Genomic DNA, 22,685 nt, shown 5'->3' on the forward strand with positions numbered 1-22,685 from the left:
GTGGGGCATCTTCCTGCGCAACCACGACGAGCTGACCCTCGAAATGGTCACCGACGAGGAACGCGACTACATGTGGGCCGAGTACGCCAAGGACCCGCGGATGCGCGCCAACATCGGCATCCGCCGCCGCCTCGCGCCCCTGCTCGACAACGACCGCAACCAGATCGAGCTGTTCACCGCCCTGCTGCTCTCCCTGCCCGGCTCGCCGATCCTGTACTACGGCGACGAGATCGGCATGGGCGACAACATCTGGCTCGGCGACCGCGACGCCGTCCGCACCCCCATGCAGTGGACCCCCGACCGCAACGCGGGCTTCTCGTCCTGTGACCCGGGACGCCTGTTCCTGCCCGCGATCATGGACCCGGTCTACGGCTACCAGGTCACCAACGTCGAGGCGTCCATGGCCTCACCCTCCAGCCTGCTGCACTGGACCCGCCGCATGATCGAGATCCGCAAGCAGAATCCTGCCTTCGGACTGGGGTCCTACACCGAGCTGCCGTCGTCGAACCCGTACCTGCTCACCCTCGCGGGACACGGCTTCTACTGGTTCCGGCTGCGGCGGGAACCCGTATAGCGCGGGCCCGGGTGGGGCGGTGCGGCGTTTCCACCGTCCCACCCGGGGCACGCATCAGTAACACCCCGACGCCCCCCGGGGAAAGGACGTGACGCCCATGGCGGAAACGGTCACCTCTTCCGGCACCACCGGTTCCCTCCTGGCCTCGCTCGACCCCGTGCTGCGCACCTGGCTGCCCCGGCAGCGCTGGTTCGCGGGCAAGGGGCGCCCGGTCACCGGGTTCACCCCCGTGTCCGTCACCGAACTGCTGCCGCCCGACGGCCGGCTGGGCCTCTACCACCTGCTGGTGCGGGTCCACCAGCCCGCCGTGCCCGGCGCCCCGCCGCACCCCGGCGACTGCTACCAGCTCCTCATAGGCGTGCGCGAGGCGCTGCCCCCCCGGCTGGCGCCCGCGCTGATCGGACATGTGACGGAGGGCCCGCTCGCCGGACGCACGGTGTACGAGGCCCTGTACGACACCCGGCCCGCCGAGGTGCTCCTGGAGGCCCTGCGCACCCAGGCCCGCATCGGCGGGCTGCGCTTCGAGCGGGACCCGGCGCAGGAGATCCGGCCCGGCCTCGTGGCCCGGCTGATGACCGCCGAACAGTCCAACTCGTCGGTGGTCTACGGAGATACGTTCATCCTGAAGCTGTTGCGCCGGGTGGTGCCCGGCGTCAACCCCGACCTGGAGCTCCCCCTCGCCCTGGCCCGCGAGGGCTGTCCCCGGGTGCCGGCGCCGACGGCCTGGCTGCACGCCGACGTGGCGGCGGACACCTACGTCCTGGCCGTGCTCCAGCCGTTCGTGAGCGGCGCGGCCGACGGCTGGGAGCTGGCGCTGCGCGAACTGGCCAAGGGCGAGGACTTCGCCGCCGAGGCCCGCGCGCTGGGCCGGGCCACCGCCGAGGTGCACACCGCGCTCGCCCGGGCCCTGCCGACGGTCACCCTCGGCCACGCCCAGCTGGAGTCGCTGGTCGACGGCATGACCGAGCGGCTGGCGGCGGCCGTGCAGGCGGTGCCGGCACTGCGGCCGTACGAGCGCGGGCTGCGCTCGGCGTACGAGGCGCTCGGCACGCTCGCCGCCGAGGGCCGCACCTGGACCGCCCAGCGCGTCCACGGCGATCTGCACCTCGGCCAGTGCCTGCGCTCGCCGTCCGGCGCGTGGTCGCTGATCGACTTCGAGGGCGAGCCGGCCCGGCCGCTGGCCGAGCGGCGCATGCCGCAGCCGCCGGTGCGGGACATCGCGGGGATGCTCCGCTCCTTCGACTACGCGGCCCACTCGGCGACCCCGCCCGCCCCGGACTGGGCGCACACCTGCCGGGCCGCCTACTGCTCCGGGTACGCGGAGGTGGCCGGCCGCGATCCGCGTACCGACCCGGTGCTGCTGCGGGCCTACGAGACCGACAAGGCGGTCTACGAGGTCGTCTACGAGGCCCGGCACCGGCCCGACTGGCTCCCCGTACCGCTGAGCGCGGTGCGCCGCCTCGCCCTGCCCGACCAGGAGGCTCGTCCGTGACCCCCAAGGGACACAAGGAATCCAAGGCCAAGAAGGAATCCGCGGCCAGGAAGAAGACCGCCGCCCGGAAGCCGCCGGCGCAGGAGGTCCCCGCGCAGGCGCCGCCGCCCGCCGTGGACACCCCGCCGCCGGCGCCGGTGCCCGCCGTGGCGGTTCCCCCGCAGGCAGCGGCGCCCCGTGCCGAGGTCGCCGTGTCCCCGGCCGTCGACGCCGGCGACCGCGAACGGCTGCTGCACGGCACCCACCACGATCCGCACTCCGTGCTGGGCGCGCACCCGGTGCCGGGCGGGGTCGCCTTCCGGGCGTTCCGCCCGTACGCGCGGGCGGTCACCGTGGTCTCGGGCGAGCTGCGGGCGGAGCTGCACGACGACGGCGACGGCTTCTTCTCCGGCCTGCTCCCGCTCACCGAGGTCCCCGTCTACCGGCTGCTGGTGACGTACGACGGCACGGTGCACGAGACCGAGGACGCCTACCGCTTCCTGCCCACGCTCGGCGAGCTGGACCTGCACCTGATCGGCGAGGGCCGGCACGAGCAGCTCTGGCAGGCGCTGGGCGCGCACGTCACGACCCACCAGGGCGTCACCGGCACCCGGTTCGCGGTGTGGGCGCCGAACGCGCGGGGCGTGCGGGTCACCGGCGGGTTCAACTTCTGGGACGGCACCGGTTTCCCGATGCGTTCGCTCGGCGGCACCGGGGTCTGGGAGCTGTTCGTGCCGGGGATAGGTGAGGGCGAGCTGTACAAGTTCGAGATCACCCGCCCGGACGGCTCGCGCACCCAGCGGGCCGACCCGCTGGCCCGCCGTACCGAGGTCCCGCCCGCGACCTCCTCGATCGTGCACGCCTCGCACCACGAGTGGGGCGACGACGAGTGGCTGGCGCACCGGGCGGACACCCCGGTGCACGCGGCTCCCTTCTCGGTCTACGAGGTGCACCTGCCGTCCTGGCGCCCCGGACTGACCTACCGCCAGCTCGCCGAGCAACTCCCGGCCTATGTGAAGGAGTTGGGCTTCACCCACGTCGAGCTGATGCCGGTCGCCGAGCATCCCTTCGGCGGCTCCTGGGGCTACCAGGTCACCGGCTTCTACGCCCCGACGGCCCGGCTCGGCACCCCCGACGACTTCAAGTACCTGGTGGACAAGCTGCACCAGGCCGGCATCGGGGTGCTGATGGACTGGGTGCCGGCGCACTTCCCGCGCGACGACTGGGCGCTCGCGGAGTTCGACGGGCGGCCGCTGTACGAGCACCACGATCCGCTGCGGGCCGCCCATCCCGACTGGGGCACGCTGGAGTTCGACTTCGGCCGGCGCGAGGTGCGCAACTTCCTCGTCGCGAACGCGGTGTACTGGTGCGAGGAGTTCCACATCGACGGGCTGCGCGTGGACGCGGTCGCCTCGATGCTCTACCTGGACTACTCGCGCGAGCCGGGCCAGTGGACGCCGAACGAGCACGGCGGCCGGGAGAACCTGGACGCGGTGGCCTTCCTCCAGGAGATGAACGCCACCGTGTACCGGCGCTGCCCGGGCGTGGTGACCGTCGCCGAGGAGTCCACGGCCTGGGACGGCGTGACCCGGCCGACCCACCACAGGGGTCCGAGCGGCTTCGGCGGGCTCGGCTTCGGCCTGAAGTGGAACATGGGCTGGATGCACGACTCGCTCCAGTACATGAGCCACGACCCCGTGCACCGCAAGTACCACCACCACGAGATGACGTTCTCGATGGTGTACGCGTACAGCGAGAACTACGTCCTGCCCATCTCCCACGACGAGGTGGTCCACGGCAAGCGGTCCCTGGTGTCGAAGATGCCCGGCGACTGGTGGCAGCAGCGCGCCGGCCTCCGCGCCTACCTGGCCTTCATGTGGGCCCACCCGGGCAAGCAACTCCTCTTCATGGGGCAGGAGTTCGCCCAGGGCGCCGAGTGGTCCGAGGCGCACGGCCCCGACTGGTGGCTGCTCGACCCCGCGTACGGGGCGGAGGCGGACCACCGGGGCGTGCGGGACCTCGTCCGGGATCTGAACGCGGTGTACCGGGCGACCCCGGCGCTGTGGCAGCGGGACACCGACCCGGCGGGCTTCGAGTGGATCACCGGGGACGCCGCGGACGACAACGTCTTCGCGTTCCTGCGCCACGACGCCGAGGGCACCCCGCTGCTCGCGGTCTCCCACCTCGCTCCGGTGGTCCGCCCCGACTACCGCCTCGGGGTGCCGGAGGAGGTGCCGGCCTGGGTGGAGGTCCTCAACACCGACGCGGCCGGCTACGGCGGCGGCGACGTCACCCACCCCGACGTCGTCAAGCCCGAGCCCCAGCCCTGGCACGGCCGCCCGGCGAGCATCCGGCTGACCCTGCCCCCGCTGGCGACGGTGTGGTTGCGCCCGGCCTGACCCGGCCTTTGCCCTCCGCCCCGCCCCGCGCCTACGCTCGGCGCCCGGTGGGGCGGAGGGGGAGGACATGCGGCGGGTCGTGGTGGCTCTGGGCACGGTGGCGGCCCTGACGGGCTGTGCTCAGGGCAGGGCGTGCACCCAGGCGGACATGGAGTCGGGCGTCGCCGTGCTGTGGCGGCCCGCGGACTTCGGCGAGCAGCGGGACGCGGTGACGGTACGGCTGTGCGTGGACGGCACGTGCGAGCAGCGGGCGTCCGGCGACCCCGGGGACCCGCTCGCCACGGTGTCGGTGCGGCTGCCGGACGACATCGGCGCGGGCCCGGTGCCGGTGCGGCTCACGGTGACGTCCAGGAAGGACGGCCGGGTCGTCGTCCGGGACAGCGCGCGGGCGCGGCTGGGCGAGCGGCACCCGAACGGCCGCTCCTGCCCGCCCACGGCGTGGACGGCGGCCTTCCGAGCGCATCCCGAGAAGGGGCTGACGTCGGCCGGGGACATGGACCTGCGGAAGACGCCCGGCACCGCGGAGGAACGGCACGCAAGCGACCCGTCCGGCTCGTGAGGAAAGGCGTTCGGGGGGAGCGGGGGCCCGGCGGCTGCCGCCCCGGGCCCTCGCCGTCCCCAGCGTCATTCCGTGTCGGCCAGCCCCGCCGGCAGCGGCCCCGTGTGCAGCACGCCGAGCCGCTGGGTGGCCCGGGTCAGGGCGACGTACAGGTCGCTCGTGCCGTAGGCGCCCGGCTCCACCACCAGGACGGAGTCGAATTCGAGGCCCTTGGACTGCCGGGGGTCGAGCAGGACGACCGTCCGCGTCAGGTCGGGCTCGGCGCCGGCCGTGACGCCGTCCAGGCGGGCGGCCAGGGCGCGGTGCAGGTCGCGCGGGGCGATCACCGCGAGCCGGCCCTCCGCCGGGGTGAGCTCGGCGACCGCCTTGGCGACCGCGCCGGGCAGGTCGTCGGTCACCCGCCGCACCCAGGGGCGTTCGCCGGTGGAGCGGACGGAGCTCGGCGGTTCGAAGTCCGGGTCCTCGGCGCGGACCACGGCGGCCGCCAGGTCCATGATCTCCGCGGGGGTGCGGTAGTTGACGCCGAGGCGGGTGTGCTCCCAGCGGTCCTCGACGTAGGGCGTGAGGATGTCCGCCCAGGAGCCGACGCCGGCCGCCTCGGCCGTCTGGGCGGGGTCGCCGACCAGGGTCATCGAGCGGGTCGGGCTGCGCCGCATCAGCAGCCGCCAGGCCATCGGCGACAGCTCCTGCGCCTCGTCCACGATGATGTGCCCGAACGCCCAGGTGCGGTCGGCGGCGGCCCGCTCGGCGGCGCTGCGGTGGTCGGCCTCCTCGTGCCGCTCGGCGAACCGCTCGGCGTCGATGATGTCGTGCGCGGACAGCACCTCGGAGGCCTCCGGGTCGTCGTCCTCCTTGTCCTCGAACTCGTAGGTCCGGGAGGCGTAGGAGACGTCCAGGACGCCCTGGGCGTAGGCCACCTGCGTCTCGCGTTCGCGTTCGGCGCGGGCGCGTGCCACCCGGTCGTCCTCGCCGAGGAGTTCGGCCGCCTCGTCCAGCAGCGGGACGTCGGCGACGGTCCAGGCGCGGGTCACCGGGCGGCGGATCGCGTCGGCGTCCTCCTTCGGCAGGTAGCCGTCGGGCTCGGCGAGGAAGTCGGCGACCAGCCGCCGCGGGGTGATCCGGGGCCACAGCCGGTCGATGGCGTCCCAGACCTCGGGGTTCTCGGCGAGTTCGTCGCGGATCTGGGTGATGTCGGCGGGGTCGAGCAGGCTGCTGCCGTCGTAGGGGTCGGTGCCCACGCGCTCGGCGTACAGCTCGGTGAGCGTGTTGAGGATGTGCCCCTCGAAGTACTCGCGGGCGGCGTTGTGGGGCAGCTTGGCGGCGCGGGTGCGCTCGCGGGCGACGTTCACCAGGCCGTCGTCCAGCATGAGCACCTCGCGGTCGTGCTCGATCGCGATGACCGGGTCGGGCAGGGCCTGCCGGTCGCGTACGACGGCGGCGAGCACGTCGGCCATGCCGGCGCGGCCCTTGACGGCGGCGGCCTCGGGGGTGTCGGCGGCGGTGGCCTTCACGCCGGGGAACAGCTCGCCGACCGTGGCCAGCAGCACCCCGGTCTCGCCGAGGGAGGGCAGCACCTCGCCGATGTAGCCGAGGAAGGCCGGGTTCGGGCCGACGATGAGGACCGCGCGGCGGGCCAGCAGTTCGCGGTACTCGTACAGCAGATAGGCCGCGCGGTGCAGGGCGACCGCGGTCTTGCCGGTGCCGGGGCCGCCCTCCACGACCAGCACGCCCCGGTGCGGCGCCCGGATGATGCGGTCCTGGTCGGCCTGGATGGTCTGCACGATGTCGCTCATCCGGCCGGTGCGGGCGGAATTCAGCGCGGCCAGCAGGACGGCGTCGCCGCTCGGGTCCTCGTGCCCGGTGCGGGTGGCGTCGCCGAGGTCGAGGATCTCGTCGTGCAGGGAGGTGACCGTACGGCCCTCGGAGGCGATGTGCCGGCGGCGGCGCAGGCCCATCGGGGTGTGGCCGGTGGCCAGGTAGAAGGGACGGGCGACGTCGGCCCGCCAGTCGACGAGGACCGGCGTGCGCTCGGCGTCGTCCTCGCGCAGCCCGATCCGGCCGATGTGGTGCTTGGTGCCGTCGGTCAGGTCGATCCGGCCGAAGCAGAGCGAGCCGTCGACGGCGTTCAGCGCGGCGAGCAGCCCCGAGCGCTCGGCGACGAGGATGTCCCGCTCCAGGCGGGCCTGCATGGGCTTGTCGCCCTGGGCGAGCGCGTCGGCGACGGAGGTCTCGGCCTCGCCGCGCAGCACGTCCACGCGCGCGTACAGTCCGTCGATGAATTCCTGTTCGTGCCGGATTTCATCGTCTGGAAAGTCGGTGTTTGACAATTCCGCTCCCGCCCGGATATACTGTGCTCAGTAAATTACTTCGTGACCCCTCCGAAATGAAGTCACGAATCATTGAATATACGCACAGCAATCCCCCGAGCGCAATTGCTCAGGGGATTTTTTGTGGGCGGGGCCGCTTTACAGCACGTCGGCCAGCTCCTCCAGGAGGCGTCGCTTGGGCCGGGCCCCCACCATCGACCGCACGGGCTCACCGCCCTGGAACACCATGAACGTCGGCATCGACAGCACCTTGTACGCGTTCGTGGTCCCCGGATTGTGGTCCACGTTCAGTTGGACGACCTTGAGCCGCTCCCCCTCCTCCGCGGCGAGGGCGCTCAGCACCGGCGCCATCTGCCGGCACGGCGGACACCAGTCCGCCGTGAACTCCACCAGCACCGGTCGGTCCGATGCCAGCACCTCCTTCTCGAAGTCCGCGTCCCCCACCTCGGGCACACCCGCCGCCTTCGTCATCGCTCCCGCCCTCCCAGTTCGCACAGAGGCTCCGGACCCCCCGGAACCAGCGCGTCGGCGGACAGCTCGTCCCGCGCCCGCTCGGCGCGCGCGAGCTGCCCCGCGACGGTCTCGCGCACCGCCGTGAGCTGCCCGATGAGCGCGTCCAGCTCGGTCAGCTTGCGCCGGTAGACCACGAGCGAGGCCGGACAGGAGTCGCCCTCCGGATGCCCGGCCCGCAGGCACTCCACGAACGGCCGCGTCTCCTCCAGGTCGAACCCGAAGTCCTGCAGCGTGCGGATCTGCCGCAGCAGCCTGAGGTCGTCCTCGTCGTAGGTGCGGTGTCCGTTGCCGTCACGCCGGGCCGGCAGCAGCCCCCGGGCCTCGTAGTACCGCAGGGTGCGTGTCGTGGTCCCGGCCCGTGCGGCCAGCTCGCCGATGCGCATGTCCACGACGGTAGGGGTTGACGTCGGCGTCAAGGCAAGACCACAGGCCCTAGGCGTGCGCCAGACCCGCCGACTCCTCCACCTCCATCAGCGAGGCGCTGCGCCGTTCCTCCTCGAACTTCCGGCGTCCGCCGCGCAGCCCGAAGAGCCGCTTGGCCAGGGCGATGTAGAGGACGGCGAGGATGTTCAGCACGAGGGTGGTGATCTTCAGCCAGCTGACGTGCTCGGTGAGTTCGTAGATCTCCAGCGGCAGGAAGGCGGCCGTCGCGACCACCGTCAGGTACTCCGCCCAGCGTTTGGCGTACCAGAGGCCGACCGCCTCGATCAGCTCGATCAGCGCGTAGGCCAACAGCAGCCCGGCCACCAGCACCAAGGTGGAGTGCCGGTAACCGAACGCCTTCTGCACGGAGCCGACGACCGGCGAGTGGTCCAGGTCGTAGTGGAAATGCCGGAAGACCGGGCGGAAGACGTCCAGGTACTCGTCGAACAGGCGGCGCACCGCGTCCTGGCTGTTGCTGAACTTCCACACCGCGACCGCGACCAGCACGATGAACACCCCGCGCACGGCCCGCTCGACGGCGAGGAAGCGGAGGACGAACAGGTCCCGGAGCACCTTGCCGCGCGGCACCAGCGGCGCGTCGGCGGCCGGTCCCGAGCCGTGCGGCTCGCCGAGCACGAAGTCACCGCAGCGCAGGCACCGCCAGACGTCCCCGTGCGCGGTCCGCGCGTGGAGCCGGATCCGCAGCCGGGGGTCGTCGGGCGCGTAGGTCACATGGCCCTTGCGCGCGCAGGTCCTGCGGTCCCAGTCGATCTTCATCCCCCATGCCTCCACACTCGTACCGACGCCACCCGTAGGGACGCCGTACGCGAACGTGCCGTTCCGGTTGGTCCGGAACGGCACGTCGACGGCCGTGCGGAGGAGTCGGTCAGCCGGCGGCGCTGTCCACCAGCTCCTTCTCCTCGGTCGCGGCCTCCGTGGTGCCGGCCTCGCGGCGCGGCAGCAGGACGGCCACCAGGACGGTGCCGAGACCGAGGATCACCGCGCCGACCAGGCTGGTGTGCGCGACGGCGTCGGAGAAGGCGGAGCCCACCGCGTCGGCCATCTGCCGGGCGCCGACGGCCAGCTCACCGGCCTGCTGCTTGAGCTGCGCGGCCTGCTGCGGGTCGCCGGCCTGCTGGGCACGCGCGGCGGCCTGCTGCGCCTTCTCGCCGATGCCCTGGGCGACGGCGTACCCGGCACCGACCGAGTCCCGCGCGGTGTCCAGGGCGCTCGGCGGGAGCTTGCTGCCCGCGGTGGCGTCGGACAGGTGGTCGCCGTAGGAGGTGGCGAGCAGCGAGCCGAGGAGGGCGATGCCGAGCGAGCCGCCCAGTTCCAGCGAGGTGTCGTTGACGGCGCCGCCGACGCCGAGTTCGGACTCCGGGAACGCGCCCATGATGGCGTCGGTGCAGGGCGACAGGGCGAGGCCGATGGCGAGGCCCAGGATGATCAGGGGCGCCACGAAGTCGCCGTAGGTGGAGCCCGCGTCCACCCGGGTGAGCAGGGCGAGGGCGGTCGTACCGCCGACCATGCCCGCGCTGACGGTCCACTTCATGCCGACGCGCGGGGTGAGCCAGCCGGTCAGGGCCGAGCCGACGAAGACCGCGCCGGCGAGCGGCAGCATGCGCACACCGGTCTCCAGGGCGTCGTAGCCGAGGACGAACTGGAGGTGCTGGGTGAGGTAGTAGAAGGCGCCGAAGACGGCCAGGAAGAACAGGGCGACGGCGAGGTTGGAGCCGGCGAACCGGCGGCCGGCGAAGCGGCGCACGTCCAGGATCGGGCGCGGGTGGCGCAGCTCCCACAGCACGAAGGCGACCAGGCCGACGCCCGCGGCCACCGCCGCCGCGACGGCCTTGACGCCCCAGCCGAAGTGCGGACCCTCGATGATCATGTAGACGAGCGCGCCGGTCCAGAGCACCGACAGCAGCCCGCCGACGTGGTCGACGCGGTCGTGGTGACCGGCCCGGGACGGCGGTACGAGGACGAAGGCGCCGACGATCGCGACGGCCGCGACGGGCACGTTGATCAGGAAGGTCGAGGACCAGCCGTGGTCGCGCAGCAGGGCGCCGGCGACCACCGGGCCGGCGGCGATGGCGAGCCCTGCGGTGGCGGTCCACAGCGTGATGGCCTTGGCGCGCTCGGCGCGCGGGAAGGTCGCGGCGAGCAGGGAGAGCGTGGCCGGCATGATCAGCGCCGCGCCGACGCCCATCACGGCCCGCGCCGCGATGACGGTGGCCGCGCTGTCGGCGAGGTACCCGAAGACGGCGCCGCCGCCGAACACCACCAGGCCGAGGACGAGCGCCCCGCGCCGGCTGTACTTGTCGCCGATCGCGCCGAGCAGCAGCATCAGCGCCGCGTAGGGGACGGTGTAGCCGTCGATCACCCATTGCAGGTCGGCGCTGGAGAGCCCGAGGTCCTCGGTCATGTCGGGCGCGGCGACCGTGAGGGCGGTGTTCGCCATCACGATGATCAGCAGGCTGAGGCAGAGCACCAGCAGTGCCCACCACCGCCGGGCGTAGGGGCGGTCCGTCCTTTCGACCGGTTCGGTCATGACGAGTCGCATGGCAGGGGTCGCCTTCCTCGGGTACGCGACGGGACTTGCACAGCGGCGTGCAATTGCACAACCATGTGCAATGTACGTCGCTGCACAACACTGTGCAAGTCGACCGGAAGACGCCCGGCAAACCTCCGGGGAGGGACAATGACCGCCATGACCACGGGTAACACCAGCCGCGCCGACGCCAACCGGCGCCGCATCCTCGACGTCGCCCTCGCCGAACTGCTGCGCGATCCGGACGCCTCCATGGACCAGATCGCACGCGCGGCGGGGGTCGTGCGACGGACGGTCTACGGCCACTTCCCCAACCGGGAGGCGCTGATCAGCACCCTGGTGGACGGAGCCGTGGAGGCGCTGGCGGACGCGGACGCGCGGGCCCGTGCCGGAGCGACCGACCCGGCGGAGGCCGTGGCCCGCTCGGTGCTCGCCCTGTGGCCGGTCGCCGACCGCTACCGGCTGCTGATCGCCCTGGCCCAGCGCACGGTCACCGTGCAGGGCATCCGCGAACGTCTCGCGCCCCTGCGCGAGAACAAGATCCGCCTCCTCCAGCGCGGCCTGGACGAAGGCGCCTTCAGCTCCCCGCTGCCCGCGCCGGCCCTCGCGTACGTGCACGAGCAGATGCTGTTCGCGGTGATGGAGGCGGTGAACGACGGACTCCTGGCAGCGGAGGAGGCGGGCCGCTCCGCCACGGTCGCCGTCCTGACCGCGGCGGGCGTACCCGCCTCACGGGCCACCGAGCTGGTGGCCGGGGTGTCGTAGCACCCGGGGGTGGATCTCCCGGAGAAAAGCAGAAGCCGGGCGGCTGAGTTACGGGGGAGCCTCAGCCGCCCGGCGGCGCGACCCGAACGCCCGGCCCGGGTTCAGGCGGGGCCGGACGTCCGGCACTTCCATGGTGGATCAGGCCTTGGCGAGTTCCTTCTCGCCGTCCTCCCGAGGCTCGGGAACCTCCTTCACCCCGGCGGCGCCCTCGTCCAGCAGCGTGGTCTCGTCGAACGGCAGCTCCCCGGCCAGCACCTGCCGCACCCGGGTCTTGTCGATCTCCTTGGTCCAGGTGCCGACCAGCACCGTCGCGACCGCGTTGCCCGCGAAGTTCGTCAGCGCCCGCGCCTCGCTCATGAACCGGTCGATGCCGACGATCAGCCCGACCCCGTCCACCAGCGCCGGCTTGTGCGACTGCAGACCGCCGGCCAGGGTGGCGAGGCCCGCGCCGCTGACACCGGCGGCGCCCTTGGACGCCAGCAGCAGGAAGAGGAGCAGCGGGATCTGCTCGCCGACCGACATCGGCGTGCCCAGCGCGTCCGCGATGTACAGCGACGCCATGGTCATGTAGATCATCGTGCCGTCCAGGTTGAACGAGTACCCGGTCGGCACGGTGATGCCGACGACCGGCCGGCTGACACCCAGGTGCTCCATCTTCGCGATCAGCCGCGGCAGCGCGGACTCCGACGAAGAGGTCGACAGGATCAGCAGGAACTCCCGGGCGAGGTACTTGAACAGGGAGAAGACGTTCAGACCCGCGACGACCCGGAGCAGCGCGCCGAGCACGATGAAGACGAACAGGAAGCAGGTGACGTAGAAGCCGAGCATCAGCACGGCGAGGCTCTTGAGCGCGTCGACGCCGGCCGAACCGACCACCGCCGCGATGGCGCCGAACGCACCGATCGGCGCGGCCCACATCACCATGGCCAGGATGCGGAAGACGAGCCGCTGGATGTGCTCGATGCCGCGCAGCACCGGCTGTCCGGCCGAGCCCATGGCCTGGAGCGCGAACCCGGCGAGCAGGGCCACCAGCAGCGTCTGGAGCACCTGGCCCTCGGTGAAGGCGGAGACGAACGTGGTGGGGATGATCGACAGCACGAAGTCGACGGGCGGCAGCGCGTCCGGGGACACCTGGTCGTGCCCGGTCGCCTTGATGGCGTTGGTGATGTGCAGCCCGTCCCCCGGGTGCAGCACGTTGCCGACGACGAGCCCGATGGCGAGCGCGACGAGCGACATCACGAGGAAGTAGCCGAGGGCGATACCGCCGACAGCGCCGACCTTGGCGGCCTTCCGCACCGAACCGATGCCGAGCACGATCGTGCAGAAGATGATCGGCGAGATCATCATCTTGATCAGGTTGACGAACCCGGTGCCCAGCGGCTTCAGCTCCACCGCGGCATCGGGCCAGATCAGCCCCACGGCGATGCCGAGCGCGACCGCCACGATGACGGCGATGTACAGGTAATGGGTCCGGTCCCGCTTCACGCGGGGTGCGGCAGGTGCCGTATCGGAAGTGCTGGCGGCCACGACTGCCCTCCTTGACGTCTTCGTCGGTGAACAACCGGCGTGCGGCTCACGTCCGGGCGTTTAGGGGAATGCCGTGACTATCTCCCGGCCTGTGAGGGCGGTCACCCTTCCGTTCATTTAGTTCACGCCTGACCGGAGAGGCACACTGCTGACATGCGCGTTCCCACCCTCCCTCGGCCCCGGAGCCTGGCCGGCCAGCTGTTCGCCATGCAGGCCGTGCTGATAGCGGTGGTCGTGGCCGGGTACGCGCTGTTCACCTACGTCAGCGACCAGCGGCAGGCCGAGGACGCCGCCGCCCGCCAGGCCACGGCGGTGGCCCGGTCGATCGCCGACTCCCCCTCGGTCCGCGAGGCGATCCGCACCCCCGACCCCACGGCCCGGCTGGAGCCGTACGCCCTCCAGGTCATGCGGGACGCCAACGTCGACTTCGTGACGATCATGAACCCGTCCGGCATCCGCTGGACCCACCCCGACAAGAACCAGATCGGCAAACGCTTCCTCGGCAACATCGGCCCCGCCCAGCACGGCCGCACCTTCACCGAGACCTACACCGGCACCCTCGGCCCGTCCGTCCGGGCCGTGACCCCCATCTCGGACAACGGCCGGATCGTCGGCCTGGTGAGCGCCGGCATCAAGGTGGAGACGATCAGCGCCCGGGTCCAGGACCAGGTCGCGGCCCTGCTCGGGGTGGCGGGCGTGGCCCTGCTGCTGGGCGCGGTCGGCACGTACGTGGTCAACGCCCGGCTTCGCCGCCACACCCACGGCATGAACGCCACCGAGCTGAGCCGGATGCACGACTACCACCAGGCGGCGCTGCACGCGGTCCGCGAAGGGCTGCTGATGCTGGACGGCCGGTACCGGGTGGCACTGATCAACGACGGCGGCCGGGAACTGCTGGGCGTCGGCCCGGAGGAGGACGTGGTCGGCCGCTCGGTGGTCGACCTGGGCCTGCCCGCCCCGCTGACGGGCGCCCTGCTGTCCTCGGAGCCCCGGGTGGACGGGGTGCACCTGACGGCGTCCCGGGTGCTGGTGGTGAACACGTCCCCGGTGTCGGGCGGCGAACACCGGGGCACGGTCGTGACGCTCCGGGACGTCACCGAACTCCAGTCCCTCATGGGCGAGTTGGACTCGGAGCGGGGCTTCACCCAGGCGCTGCGCTCGCAGGCGCACGAGGCCGCGAACCGCCTGCACACGGTCGTCTCCCTGATCGAGTTGGGCCGGGCCGAGGAGGCCGTGGAGTTCGCCACGGCCGAGCTGGAGCTGGCGCAGGCCCTGACCGACCAGGTGGTGGCGGCGGTCAGCGAGCCGGTGCTGGCCGCGCTGCTGCTGGGCAAGACCGCGCAGGCGAACGAGCGGGGCGTGGAGCTGGTGGTCTCACCGGACAGCCGGCTGGACGACGGCCTGCTCCCGGAGAGCCTGTCCGCCCGCGACCTGGTGACCATCCTCGGCAACCTGATCGACAACGCGGTGGACGCGGCGCAGGGCAGCGTGCGGGCCCGGGTGACGGTGACGGCGTACGCTACGGCCGCCGAAGTGGTGCTCCGCGTCTCGGACACCGGCCCGGGGGTCGACCCCGCCCATGCCGACCTGGTGTTCCAGCGAGGCTTCTCCACGAAGCCGGCCGAACCCGGCGGGCGGGGACTCGGGCTGGCCCTTGTCCGGCAGGCGGTGAACCGCCACGACGGCACGTTGACGGTGGCCGAGGCGGAGGAGGGCGGAGCGGTGTTCGAGGTGCGGTTGCCGTTGCGCACGTCCACGGGTGGCGCCGGATGACGAACGAGCAGCAGCCCATCCGCGTCCTCGTCGTCGAGGACGACCCGGTGGCCGCGGACGCGCACGTGATGTACGTCGGCCGGGTACCGGGGTTCGTCGCGGTCGGGAAGGCCCACACGGGCGCGGAGGCGCGCCGCATCCTGGACCGCACGGCGGTGGACCTGCTGCTGCTGGACCTCCACCTGCCGGATGTGCACGGCCTGCAACTGGCTCGCTCCCTCCGGGCCGCCGGCTATCACGCGGACGTGATAGCGGTGACGTCGGCGCGGGACCTGGCGGTGGTGCGGGAGGGAGTCTCCCTGGGCGTCGTCCAGTACGTCCTGAAGCCGTTCACCTTCGCGACATTGAGGGATCGGCTGGTCCGTTACGCCGAGTTCCACGCGGCGGTGGGCGAGGCAAGCGGCCAGGACGAGGTGGACCGCGCGCTGGCGACCCTGCGCGCCCCGTCGCCGGCGGCCCTGCCGAAGGGGTTGAGCGGACCGACGCTGGAACGGGTGACGTCCGCTCTGCGGGAGGCGTCTTCGCAGGGGCTGACGGCGGCCGGAGTGGCCGAGGCGGTGGGCATCTCCCGGATCACCGCGCGCCGTTACCTGGAGCACCTGGTGGAGGCGGGACGGGCCGGCCGCAGTCCGCTGTACGGGCAGGTGGGGAGGCCGGAGCTGGTGTACCGGTGGGTTCCGCAGGGGCGGTGAGAGCGGGCGGGCCCACCCGTGCCGTGCGGGGCAGAAACCTGGCCGCGCGACGGGCGTACGCCGCCGCGAGGCCAGCGCACGGGACGGCCTCGGTCTCGCCCTGACGTCGGCGGGCCGGGTGGAGGGGCCATCGACACCTGTTCGAGGACTGGTACGGCGAGGGACAGACCCTTCACAGGCTGGCCCTCGCCCACGAGTCCCGCACCGCCGAACTCTTGGACTGACAGCCCGCCTCACCCCGCCCCCGCATACCCCCGGGCCCCCCGCCACGGCACCACCGCCCACATCCGCGTCCCGCCCCCGGGCTCCCGCGCTTCTCCGAAGCCCCACTCCCCGTCACACGCCCGCACCACGCACCCGAGCACGCGCAGCGCCGCCCGCCTCCGCGTGTCGCAGGCCGCTGCCAGCCGGGGATGGGTGTGCCGGGGGTGTCCGTCGTAGACGATCACCCGTACGTCGCCGTCCCGGTACCGCAGGGACAGGTACACCTCACTGTCGGGGGTGAACTTCCAGGCGCAGGCGACCAGTTCGGCCACCACCTGGACCACCGCGTCCGTCATGTCGGCCAGCCCGTGCGTATGCAGGACGACTCGGGCTGCCGCTCGGGCGACGCGGGGGCTGGTAGGTCCGGCGGGCAGCGTCAGGCTGTAGGCGAGCGCGGCGGGAGCCGGTGGCGGTGCCTGCAGCTCGCCGGTGGAGAGCCGACAGGCCGAGACGGTGACGGGCGCGGACACGGTGACTCCTTAGACAGGTACGGGTGAGGGTGGTTGCGAACGAGCCGACGACTCGACGGGCACCCGTGGCCTGTCTCGCTGTAAGCGGCTCGTCACCAACTGTAGGCATCGCAGTGGCACACGTGCCACCTACTTCCATTCATTGCCGCCCTGGAATTGGACCCGCACCCCCACGCAGTGCACACTGGCTCCGACTCGCCGGGAAGGGGCATCGATGCCGACAAGGCCCGCGCCGACGGAACGTCAGAGACGCCTGGGCGCCGAACTGCGCAGGATGCGACTCGCGGCCGGGCGGACCACGGAGTACGCCGCCGGGCTGCTGGGACTGGACCGCACGAAGGTGTCCAACATGGAGTCGGGAGTCCGCGCCACCTCACCGGAACGGGTCCGGATACTCGCCAGCAATTACGACTGCGCGGACGAGGCGTACGTCGAGGCGCTGGCCGCCATGGCCGACACAGGCCAGAAGGGCTGGTGGCAGCAGTTCAAAGGCGCGCTCCCCCCAAGGCCTCCTGGACGTAGCCGAGTTGGAGTGGTTCGCCACGCGGCTGCGGAGCTATCAGACCGTACACATCCCCGGCCTGCTGCAACTCTCCGAGTACGCCCGTGCCATCTTCGCCGCCGCGCTACCGCCGCTGCCCTCCTCAGAGGTCGAACTCCGTGTCGTACAGCGCCTGCGGCGGCAACAGGTGCTCGACCGCGAGCAGCCGGCGCCCGTCAACTACGTCGCGTACGTGCACGAGTGGGCCCTGCGCATGCAGTTCGGCGGACGCCGTGCCATGCGCGAGCAGCTTCTGCACATCTGCGCGGTCTCCGAGCGCCCCAACATCGAGATCCGCGTGCTCCCCGTGGAGGCCGGCGCCTTCCCCGGCGCGGGACACGCGGTGCTCTACGCCCACGGAGCCGTTCCCCAGCTCGACACCGTGCAACTGGACTCCGCCCACGGCGGCGAGTTCAACCACTCCGAGGCTCAGCTGGCCAAGTACCGAGCCCACATGGACTGGTGGCACGCCCACACGCTGAGTCCGGATGACTCACGGGAACTCATCCACGCCATCGCCCGCCAACTCTGACCCCGGGGAGGAACACCATGTCCGACATCACTTGGGAAGAACCCTTCTGCGCCGAAGGCAACAACTGCTTCCGCATAGGCACCGACCCCCAAGGCAACGCCTACATTGCCGTCTCCGGTCAGGAGGACCACTACCTCACCGACTCCCGCGAAGCCCTCCGCGCCCTCATCCGGGACATCAAGGCCGGCAAGGCGGACCATCTCCTGTAGTCCGCCGAGGATCAATCCCCGCAGACACATTGACCTGACTAGACCACTCCTCTTACCTTCACACGGCAGTCATCTCCGCGCCACCCCCACGTGTGCTCAGGAGGTCATGCCCGTGCGCCTCTCCGCCGCCCGCTCCCGTCGCCTCCCCCTCCCCCTCCTCCTCACCGCCGCCCTCGCCGCCACCGCCCTCACCGCGTGCGGCAGTGGTTCCGGCAGCAGCCCGGACACGATCAAGGTGTCGTACAAGCAGTCCACCGACAACTCCGTCAAGGTGATGGACACCTACCTCGCCGGGATCAAGAAGCAGTTCGAGCACCAGTACCCCGGCAAGAAGGTCGAGTTCGTGCCGATCAAGGCGCCGGACTCGGAGTACTACACCAAGCTCCAGCAGATGCTGCGCTCGCCGAGGACCGCCCCGGACCTGGTCTACGAGGACACCTTCCTCATCAACTCCGACATCACCAGCGGGTACTTGAAGCCGCTCGACCCCTACCTCGCCAAGTGGCCGGACTGGCGCCAGTTCATCGACACCGCGAAGGCGGCGGCCAAGGGCCAGGACGGGAAGACGTACGGCGTCCCGGACGGGACCGACACCCGCGGGCTGTGGTTCGACAAGCGGGTGTTCAAGAAAGCCGGGCTGCCGCTGGACTGGCAGCCGAAGACCTGGGACGACATCCTCACCGCCGCCCGCACCATCAAGCGGAAGGTCCCCGGCGTCATCCCGCTCAACGTCTACACCGGCAAGCCGGCCGGCGAGCGGGCCACCATGCAGGGCTTCGAGATGCTCCTGTACGGCACGGGCGACGGCAGCCAGGATCCCCTGTACGACAGCGGCAGCAAGAAGTGGATCACCGAGTCCCAAGGCTTCAAGGACTCGCTGAAGTTCGTCGAGACCGTCTACCGGGACAAGCTCGGGCCCGAGGTGTCCGACGCCCTCGACCCGAACTTCAACACCACCGTCAACGGCGAGCTCCTCCCCCAGGGCAAACTCGGCATCGCCCTCGACGGCTCCTGGCTGCCGCAGGCCTGGCTGCCGGGCAGCGGGCACGAGTGGCCGGACTGGTCCAGGCAACTGGGGCTCGCGGCCATGCCGACGCAAGCCGGGCAGGCGCCCGGCAAGGTGAGCATGTCCGGCGGCTGGACCTGGTCCATCCCGGCCAAGGCGGCCAATCCCGACCTCGCCTTCGACTTCGTCCGGACGATGCAGACGAAGGACAACGCCCGCAAGTGGTACATCGCCAACTCCGGCATCGCCGTACGCAAGGACGTCGCCGCCGATCCGAAGTACGTCGGCGCCCAGCCCGGCATCAAGTTCTTCACCGACCTGGTGGCGAGCACCCACTACCGGCCCGCGTACCCGGCGTACCCGAGGGTGTCGACGGCCGTGCAGGAGGCCATGGAGGGGGTCACGACCGGTGACCTGTCCGTGGAGAAGGCGGCGAGCGAGTACGACGCCACGCTCAAGGACGTCACCGGCGGCCAAGTGGTCCGGAAGTGAGGCGCCGGAACCCGGCCGTCCGGGTCCTTCCGGTCGCCCCCGCCCTGATCCTGCTGCTGCTGTTCCTCGCCGGGCCGATCGCCTACTGCGTCTGGATCGCCTTCACCGACCTCCAGCTGACCGGCCAGGCCCACTCCTCCTTCGTGGGCTTCGCCAACTTCCGCCGGGCGTTCCGGGACGACGCGTTCGTGAACGCCGTCTGGCTCACCCTGGTGTTCACGGTGCTGTCCTCGCTCGTCGGGCAGAACACGCTGGGGCTGGCGCTGGCCGCGCTGATGAAGCGTGCGTCGAAGCCCGTCCGCACCCTCACCGGCGCGGTCGTCGTCACGGCGTGGGTGCTGCCGGAGGTCGTCGCCGGGTTCCTGCTCTACGCGTTCTTCCGGCGCGAGGGCACCCTGAACGCGATCCTGGACTGGCTCCACCTGCCCCGCCAGAACTGGCTGTTCACACTGCCCATCCTCGCGGTGTCCTTCGCCAACGTCTGGCGCGGGACGGCGTTCTCGATGCTCGTGTACTCCGCCGCGCTGGACGAGATTCCCGCCGAGATCATGGAGGCCGCCGAGGTGGACGGCGCCGGCGGCTGGCGGCGGCTGTGGCACGTCACGCTGCCGATGATCCGGCGCTCCATCGGCACCAACCTCATGCTCAACACCCTTCAGACGCTCTCCGTCTTCGGCCTGATCTGGGTGATGACCCGGGGCGGGCCGGGCGACCGGAGCCAGACGCTGCCGCTGTTCATGTACGAGCAGGCGTTCCAGAACAGCATGATCGGGTACGGCACCGCGGTCGCCCTGCTCCTGCTGGTCGTCGGCTCCCTGTTCTCCGTCGTCTATCTGCGGCTGCTGCGGACGGAGGTCTGATGGCCCGGAACCGTGCCTCCCGGCGGCTCGCCGCCGATGTCGCGCTGCTGGCGGTGGCCGCCGCCTTCGCGCTGCCCCTCGCCTGGGTGCTGCTGTCCGCCGTGGACCCGCACGCCGGCCTGCGGGTCAAGGTCCCGGACGGCCTCACCCTGGCCAACTTCCACGCGATCCTGACTCCCGACATCACCTACACCCCGCTGCTCAACAGCCTCATCCTGTGCGGGGGCGCCACGGCGCTGACCGTCGGCTGCGCCGCCCTCGCCGCGTATCCGCTGTCCCGGTTCCGGTCCCGGCTGAACCGGCCGTTCCTGCTGACGATCCTGTTCGCGACGAGCCTGCCCATCACGGCGATCATGGTGCCGGTGTACGCCCTGTTCGTCCGGGTGAACCTCATCGACACCCTCCAGGGCACGATCCTCTTCTTCGCCGCCTCCCAACTGCCCTTCGCGATCTGGCTGATGAAGAACTTCATGGACGGCGTGCCGACGGAGCTGGAGGAGGCGGCCTGGACGGACGGGGCCTCGGCGGCCCAGTCCCTCGTCCGGATCGTGCTGCCGCTGATGGGGCCGGGGCTCGCCGTCGTGACCGTGTTCTCGTTCGTGATGATGTGGGGGAACTTCTTCGTCCCGTTCATGCTGCTGCTCACCCCGGAGCAGATGCCGGCCTCGGTGAGCATCAACGACTTCTTCGGCAACCGGGGCATGGTGGCGTACGGCCAGCTCGCCGCGTTCTCGGTGATCTACTCGACGCCGGTGATCCTGCTGTACGTCCTGGTGGCCCGGCGGCTGGGCGGCGGGTTCGCGCTCGGCGGCGCGGTCAAGGGCTGAACCGGAAGGCGGTCGACGCGTGAGCCGGGGAGGTGTTCCGTCCGTTGCCTGCCGAACGGCCGGAACTGTGCGTTCCGACAATCCGTGATCCTGGCCGAACGGACCGTAGCCATCCGGTCACCGCACCCCTAGCTTGTGCCGGGTGCGCCAACCCCCAGCTCCTCCGTTCAGCGCCCCCGCGGCCCGCCGGCTGCGCGCCGCGCTCGGCATGGGCCCCGAGCACGTCGCGTACGGCATGCGGGCCTCGTACGGGCTGCCGTACGTCACACCCGATCTGGTGATCGCCTGGGAACGCGGTGTCGTCACCCCGGGCAATGCGGAACTGACCGCTCTCGCGGGCGTGCTGTGGTGTTCTCCGGGAGAACTCCTCGGCCGCCCGCGGACCCTGCGCGAGCATCGCGTCGCCCGGGCCGTCGCGGCCGAGGACGTGGCCCGCGCCGTCGGCATGGACCTGCGCGGGTATCTGCGCATGGAGGACAGCGGTCAGTGGCGCGGCAACGAACGCCAGTCGGCCGCGCTCGCCCAGGTCCTCGATCTCGCGCTGCCCGACTTCGTCGCCGTCACCGGCCGTGAGGCGAAACTCGCCGACCTGCTGCACAGCGCGGTGACCACCCGCTGGCAGGCCTATGTGCGGCCGGTGCGGAAACTGGCCCCGGTGGACACCGGCGTCCTCGAAGCCGTGCTCCAGGAACTGCACCAGGACTACCAGGGGCACATGGCCGCCACCCTCAGCTGGGGTGGCGGCAGCACGAGCGCCGGCGCGTCCGGCCAGGAGTTCCTCGACCGGATCGTGGACACCTTCTGGAAGGGCGTGGAGACCAGGAGCCCTTGAGGAGTTCTAGAAGACCGACTCCGCCTCGTCCATCCGGTCCTTCGGCACGGTCTTCAGCTCGGTGACGGCCTCCGCGAGGGGCACCATCACGATGTCGGTGCCGCGCAGCGCGGTCATCCTGCCGAAATCGCCCCGGTGGGCGGCCTCGACGGCGTGCCAGCCGAAGCGGGTGGCGAGGACCCGGTCGTACGCGGTGGGGACGCCGCCGCGCTGGACGTGGCCGAGGATGACCGGCTTGGCCTCCTTGCCCAGGCGCCGCTCCAGCTCGTACGCCAGCGCGGTGCCGATGCCCTGGAAGCGCTCGTGGCCGTACTGGTCGATATCGCCCTTGCCGTAGTCCATGGTGCCGTCCAGGGGGTGGGCGCCCTCGGCGACGCAGATGACGGCGAACTTCTTGCCGCGGGCGAACCGCTCCTCGACCATCTTGACCAGGTCGGCGGGGTCGAAGGGCCGCTCGGGCAGGCAGATGCCGTGGGCGCCGGCGGCCATGCCGGACTCCAGGGCGATCCAGCCGGCGTGCCGGCCCATGACCTCGACCACCATCACCCGCTGGTGGGACTCGGCCGTGGTCTTCAGGCGGTCCATCGCCTCGGAGGCCACGCCGACGGCCGTGTCGAAGCCGAAGGTGCGGTCGGTGGAGGAGATGTCGTTGTCGATGGTCTTCGGCACGCCGACGACCGGGAGGCCGGCGTCGGAGAGCATCCGGGCGGCCGTCAGGGTGCCTTCGCCGCCGATCGGGATCAGCGCGTCGATGCCGAACTCCTCGACCATGTCGGTTGCCCGCTCGCAGGCCTCGCGCAGCCGGTCGCGCTCCAGCCGGGAGGAGCCGAGGATGGTGCCGCCGCGGGCCAGGATGCCGCTGACCGCGTCCAGGTCGAGGGTGCGGTAGTGGCGGTCGAGCAGACCCCGGTAACCGTCCTCGAAACCGATGACCTCGTCGCCGTACTGCGCCACCGCCCGGTGCACGACCGACCGGATCACGGCGTTCAGGCCGGGGCAGTCGCCGCCTGCGGTGAGAACTCCGATGCGCATCGTGCTGTGTCTCCTGCTCGCTGTCGGTGCCGGTGAGCCGCTGTCGATT

General features: G+C 71.6%; 19 protein-coding genes and 2 pseudogenes. 13 read left to right on the forward strand and 8 right to left on the reverse strand.

Going from position 1 to position 22,685, the window contains the following annotated elements; translation table 11 throughout:
* The 4 genes and pseudogenes from OO52_RS39875 to OO52_RS39890 form a co-directional block, all read left to right on the forward strand.
* A pseudogene (locus tag OO52_RS39875) lies at positions 1–574 on the forward strand (alpha-amylase family glycosyl hydrolase); the annotation flags it as partial.
* A 97-nt stretch (positions 575–671) separates the two neighbouring features.
* Positions 672–2,066 (forward strand): maltokinase N-terminal cap-like domain-containing protein, encoded by a 1,395-nt coding sequence (locus OO52_RS39880; protein WP_030658850.1) that lies wholly within the window; start codon positions 672–674, stop codon positions 2,064–2,066.
* A 137-nt stretch (positions 2,067–2,203) separates the two neighbouring features.
* Positions 2,204–4,444 (forward strand): 1,4-alpha-glucan branching enzyme, encoded by a 2,241-nt coding sequence (gene glgB, locus OO52_RS39885; protein WP_420711456.1) that lies wholly within the window; start codon positions 2,204–2,206, stop codon positions 4,442–4,444.
* A gap of 67 nt (positions 4,445–4,511) precedes the next feature.
* Positions 4,512–5,003: a lipoprotein gene (locus tag OO52_RS39890; protein ID WP_030658847.1), complete on the forward strand. Its 492-nt coding sequence runs from the start codon at positions 4,512–4,514 to the stop codon at positions 5,001–5,003.
* 65 nt (positions 5,004–5,068) lie between these two features.
* Here the strand turns inward: OO52_RS39890 and OO52_RS39895 are convergent, their stop codons facing one another.
* The 5 genes from OO52_RS39895 to OO52_RS39915 form a co-directional block, all read right to left on the reverse strand.
* Complete coding sequence (locus OO52_RS39895) at positions 5,069–7,300, reverse strand: HelD family protein (protein WP_030658845.1); 2,232 nt, start codon at positions 7,298–7,300, stop codon at positions 5,069–5,071.
* A gap of 168 nt (positions 7,301–7,468) precedes the next feature.
* On the reverse strand, positions 7,469–7,801 hold the full coding sequence (gene trxA, locus OO52_RS39900) for a thioredoxin (protein WP_030658844.1): 333 nt from the start codon (positions 7,799–7,801) through the stop codon (positions 7,469–7,471).
* Entirely contained in the window at positions 7,798–8,226 is a 429-nt protein-coding gene (locus tag OO52_RS39905; RefSeq protein WP_030658842.1) for a MerR family transcriptional regulator, read from the reverse strand. Before OO52_RS39905 ends, trxA begins: the two co-directional genes overlap by 4 nt.
* A 49-nt stretch (positions 8,227–8,275) precedes the next feature.
* Complete coding sequence (locus OO52_RS39910) at positions 8,276–9,043, reverse strand: DUF2127 domain-containing protein (protein WP_030658837.1); 768 nt, start codon at positions 9,041–9,043, stop codon at positions 8,276–8,278.
* Between the two features lie 109 nt (positions 9,044–9,152).
* The gene (locus OO52_RS39915; RefSeq protein WP_030658835.1) at positions 9,153–10,826 is read right to left on the reverse strand and encodes an MFS transporter; all 1,674 of its coding nucleotides are present in this window, start codon (positions 10,824–10,826) and stop codon (positions 9,153–9,155) included.
* Between the two features lie 138 nt (positions 10,827–10,964).
* Between OO52_RS39915 and OO52_RS39920 the strand changes: the two genes are divergently transcribed.
* On the forward strand, positions 10,965–11,579 hold the full coding sequence (locus OO52_RS39920) for a TetR/AcrR family transcriptional regulator (protein ID WP_030658833.1): 615 nt from the start codon (positions 10,965–10,967) through the stop codon (positions 11,577–11,579).
* 138 nt (positions 11,580–11,717) lie between these two features.
* On the opposite strand, the gene OO52_RS39925 is transcribed toward OO52_RS39920, so the two are convergent.
* A complete protein-coding gene (locus tag OO52_RS39925) occupies positions 11,718–13,106 on the reverse strand; it encodes a cation:dicarboxylate symporter family transporter (RefSeq protein ID WP_030658831.1) in 1,389 nt (462 codons plus the stop codon).
* 153 nt (positions 13,107–13,259) lie between these two features.
* On the opposite strand from OO52_RS39925, the gene OO52_RS39930 reads away from it, so the two are divergent.
* Both OO52_RS39930 and OO52_RS39935 read left to right on the forward strand, forming a co-directional pair.
* A complete protein-coding gene (locus OO52_RS39930) occupies positions 13,260–14,879 on the forward strand; it encodes a sensor histidine kinase (RefSeq protein WP_030658829.1) in 1,620 nt (539 codons plus the stop codon).
* On the forward strand, positions 14,876–15,571 hold the full coding sequence (locus OO52_RS39935; RefSeq protein WP_030658827.1) for a response regulator: 696 nt from the start codon (positions 14,876–14,878) through the stop codon (positions 15,569–15,571). Before OO52_RS39930 ends, OO52_RS39935 begins: the two co-directional genes overlap by 4 nt.
* Positions 15,572–15,804: 233 nt before the next feature.
* Here OO52_RS39935 and OO52_RS39940 read toward each other — a convergent pair whose 3' ends face one another.
* Entirely contained in the window at positions 15,805–16,305 is a 501-nt protein-coding gene (locus OO52_RS39940) for an ATP-binding protein (RefSeq protein ID WP_030940071.1), read from the reverse strand.
* Positions 16,306–16,519: 214 nt separating this feature from the next.
* Between OO52_RS39940 and OO52_RS39945 the strand changes: the two are divergent.
* The 6 genes and pseudogenes from OO52_RS39945 (at position 16,520) to OO52_RS39970 (ending at position 21,604) form a co-directional block, all read left to right on the forward strand.
* Positions 16,520–17,378 (forward strand): annotated as a pseudogene (locus OO52_RS39945) (helix-turn-helix domain-containing protein).
* 17 nt (positions 17,379–17,395) lie between these two features.
* Positions 17,396–17,587 carry a hypothetical protein gene (locus OO52_RS39950; RefSeq protein WP_030656213.1) on the forward strand — a complete coding sequence of 64 codons (192 nt, stop codon included), beginning with the start codon at positions 17,396–17,398 and terminating at the stop codon, positions 17,585–17,587.
* 106 nt (positions 17,588–17,693) lie between these two features.
* Positions 17,694–19,085, forward strand: a complete 1,392-nt coding sequence (locus OO52_RS39955) for an extracellular solute-binding protein (RefSeq protein WP_030656212.1) — start codon at positions 17,694–17,696, stop codon at positions 19,083–19,085.
* Positions 19,082–19,945: a carbohydrate ABC transporter permease gene (locus OO52_RS39960; RefSeq protein WP_030656210.1), complete on the forward strand. Its 864-nt coding sequence runs from the start codon at positions 19,082–19,084 to the stop codon at positions 19,943–19,945. The genes OO52_RS39955 and OO52_RS39960 overlap by 4 nt, the downstream gene beginning before the upstream one ends.
* Positions 19,945–20,772 carry a carbohydrate ABC transporter permease gene (locus tag OO52_RS39965; RefSeq protein ID WP_030656209.1) on the forward strand — a complete coding sequence of 276 codons (828 nt, stop codon included), beginning with the start codon at positions 19,945–19,947 and terminating at the stop codon, positions 20,770–20,772. The genes OO52_RS39960 and OO52_RS39965 overlap by 1 nt, the downstream gene beginning before the upstream one ends.
* Positions 20,773–20,914: 142 nt before the next feature.
* Entirely contained in the window at positions 20,915–21,604 is a 690-nt protein-coding gene (locus OO52_RS39970; RefSeq protein WP_234339929.1) for an XRE family transcriptional regulator, read from the forward strand.
* 6 nt (positions 21,605–21,610) lie between these two features.
* Here the strand turns inward: OO52_RS39970 and OO52_RS39975 are convergent, their stop codons facing one another.
* The gene (locus OO52_RS39975) at positions 21,611–22,636 is read right to left on the reverse strand and encodes an ATP-dependent 6-phosphofructokinase (protein ID WP_030656205.1); all 1,026 of its coding nucleotides are present in this window, start codon (positions 22,634–22,636) and stop codon (positions 21,611–21,613) included.
* Between the last annotated feature and the right edge of the window lie 49 nt (positions 22,637–22,685).

This window comes from Streptomyces flaveolus (genome assembly GCF_000716535.1).
Taxonomy (GTDB): Bacteria; Actinomycetota; Actinomycetes; order Streptomycetales; family Streptomycetaceae; genus Streptomyces; species Streptomyces flaveolus_A.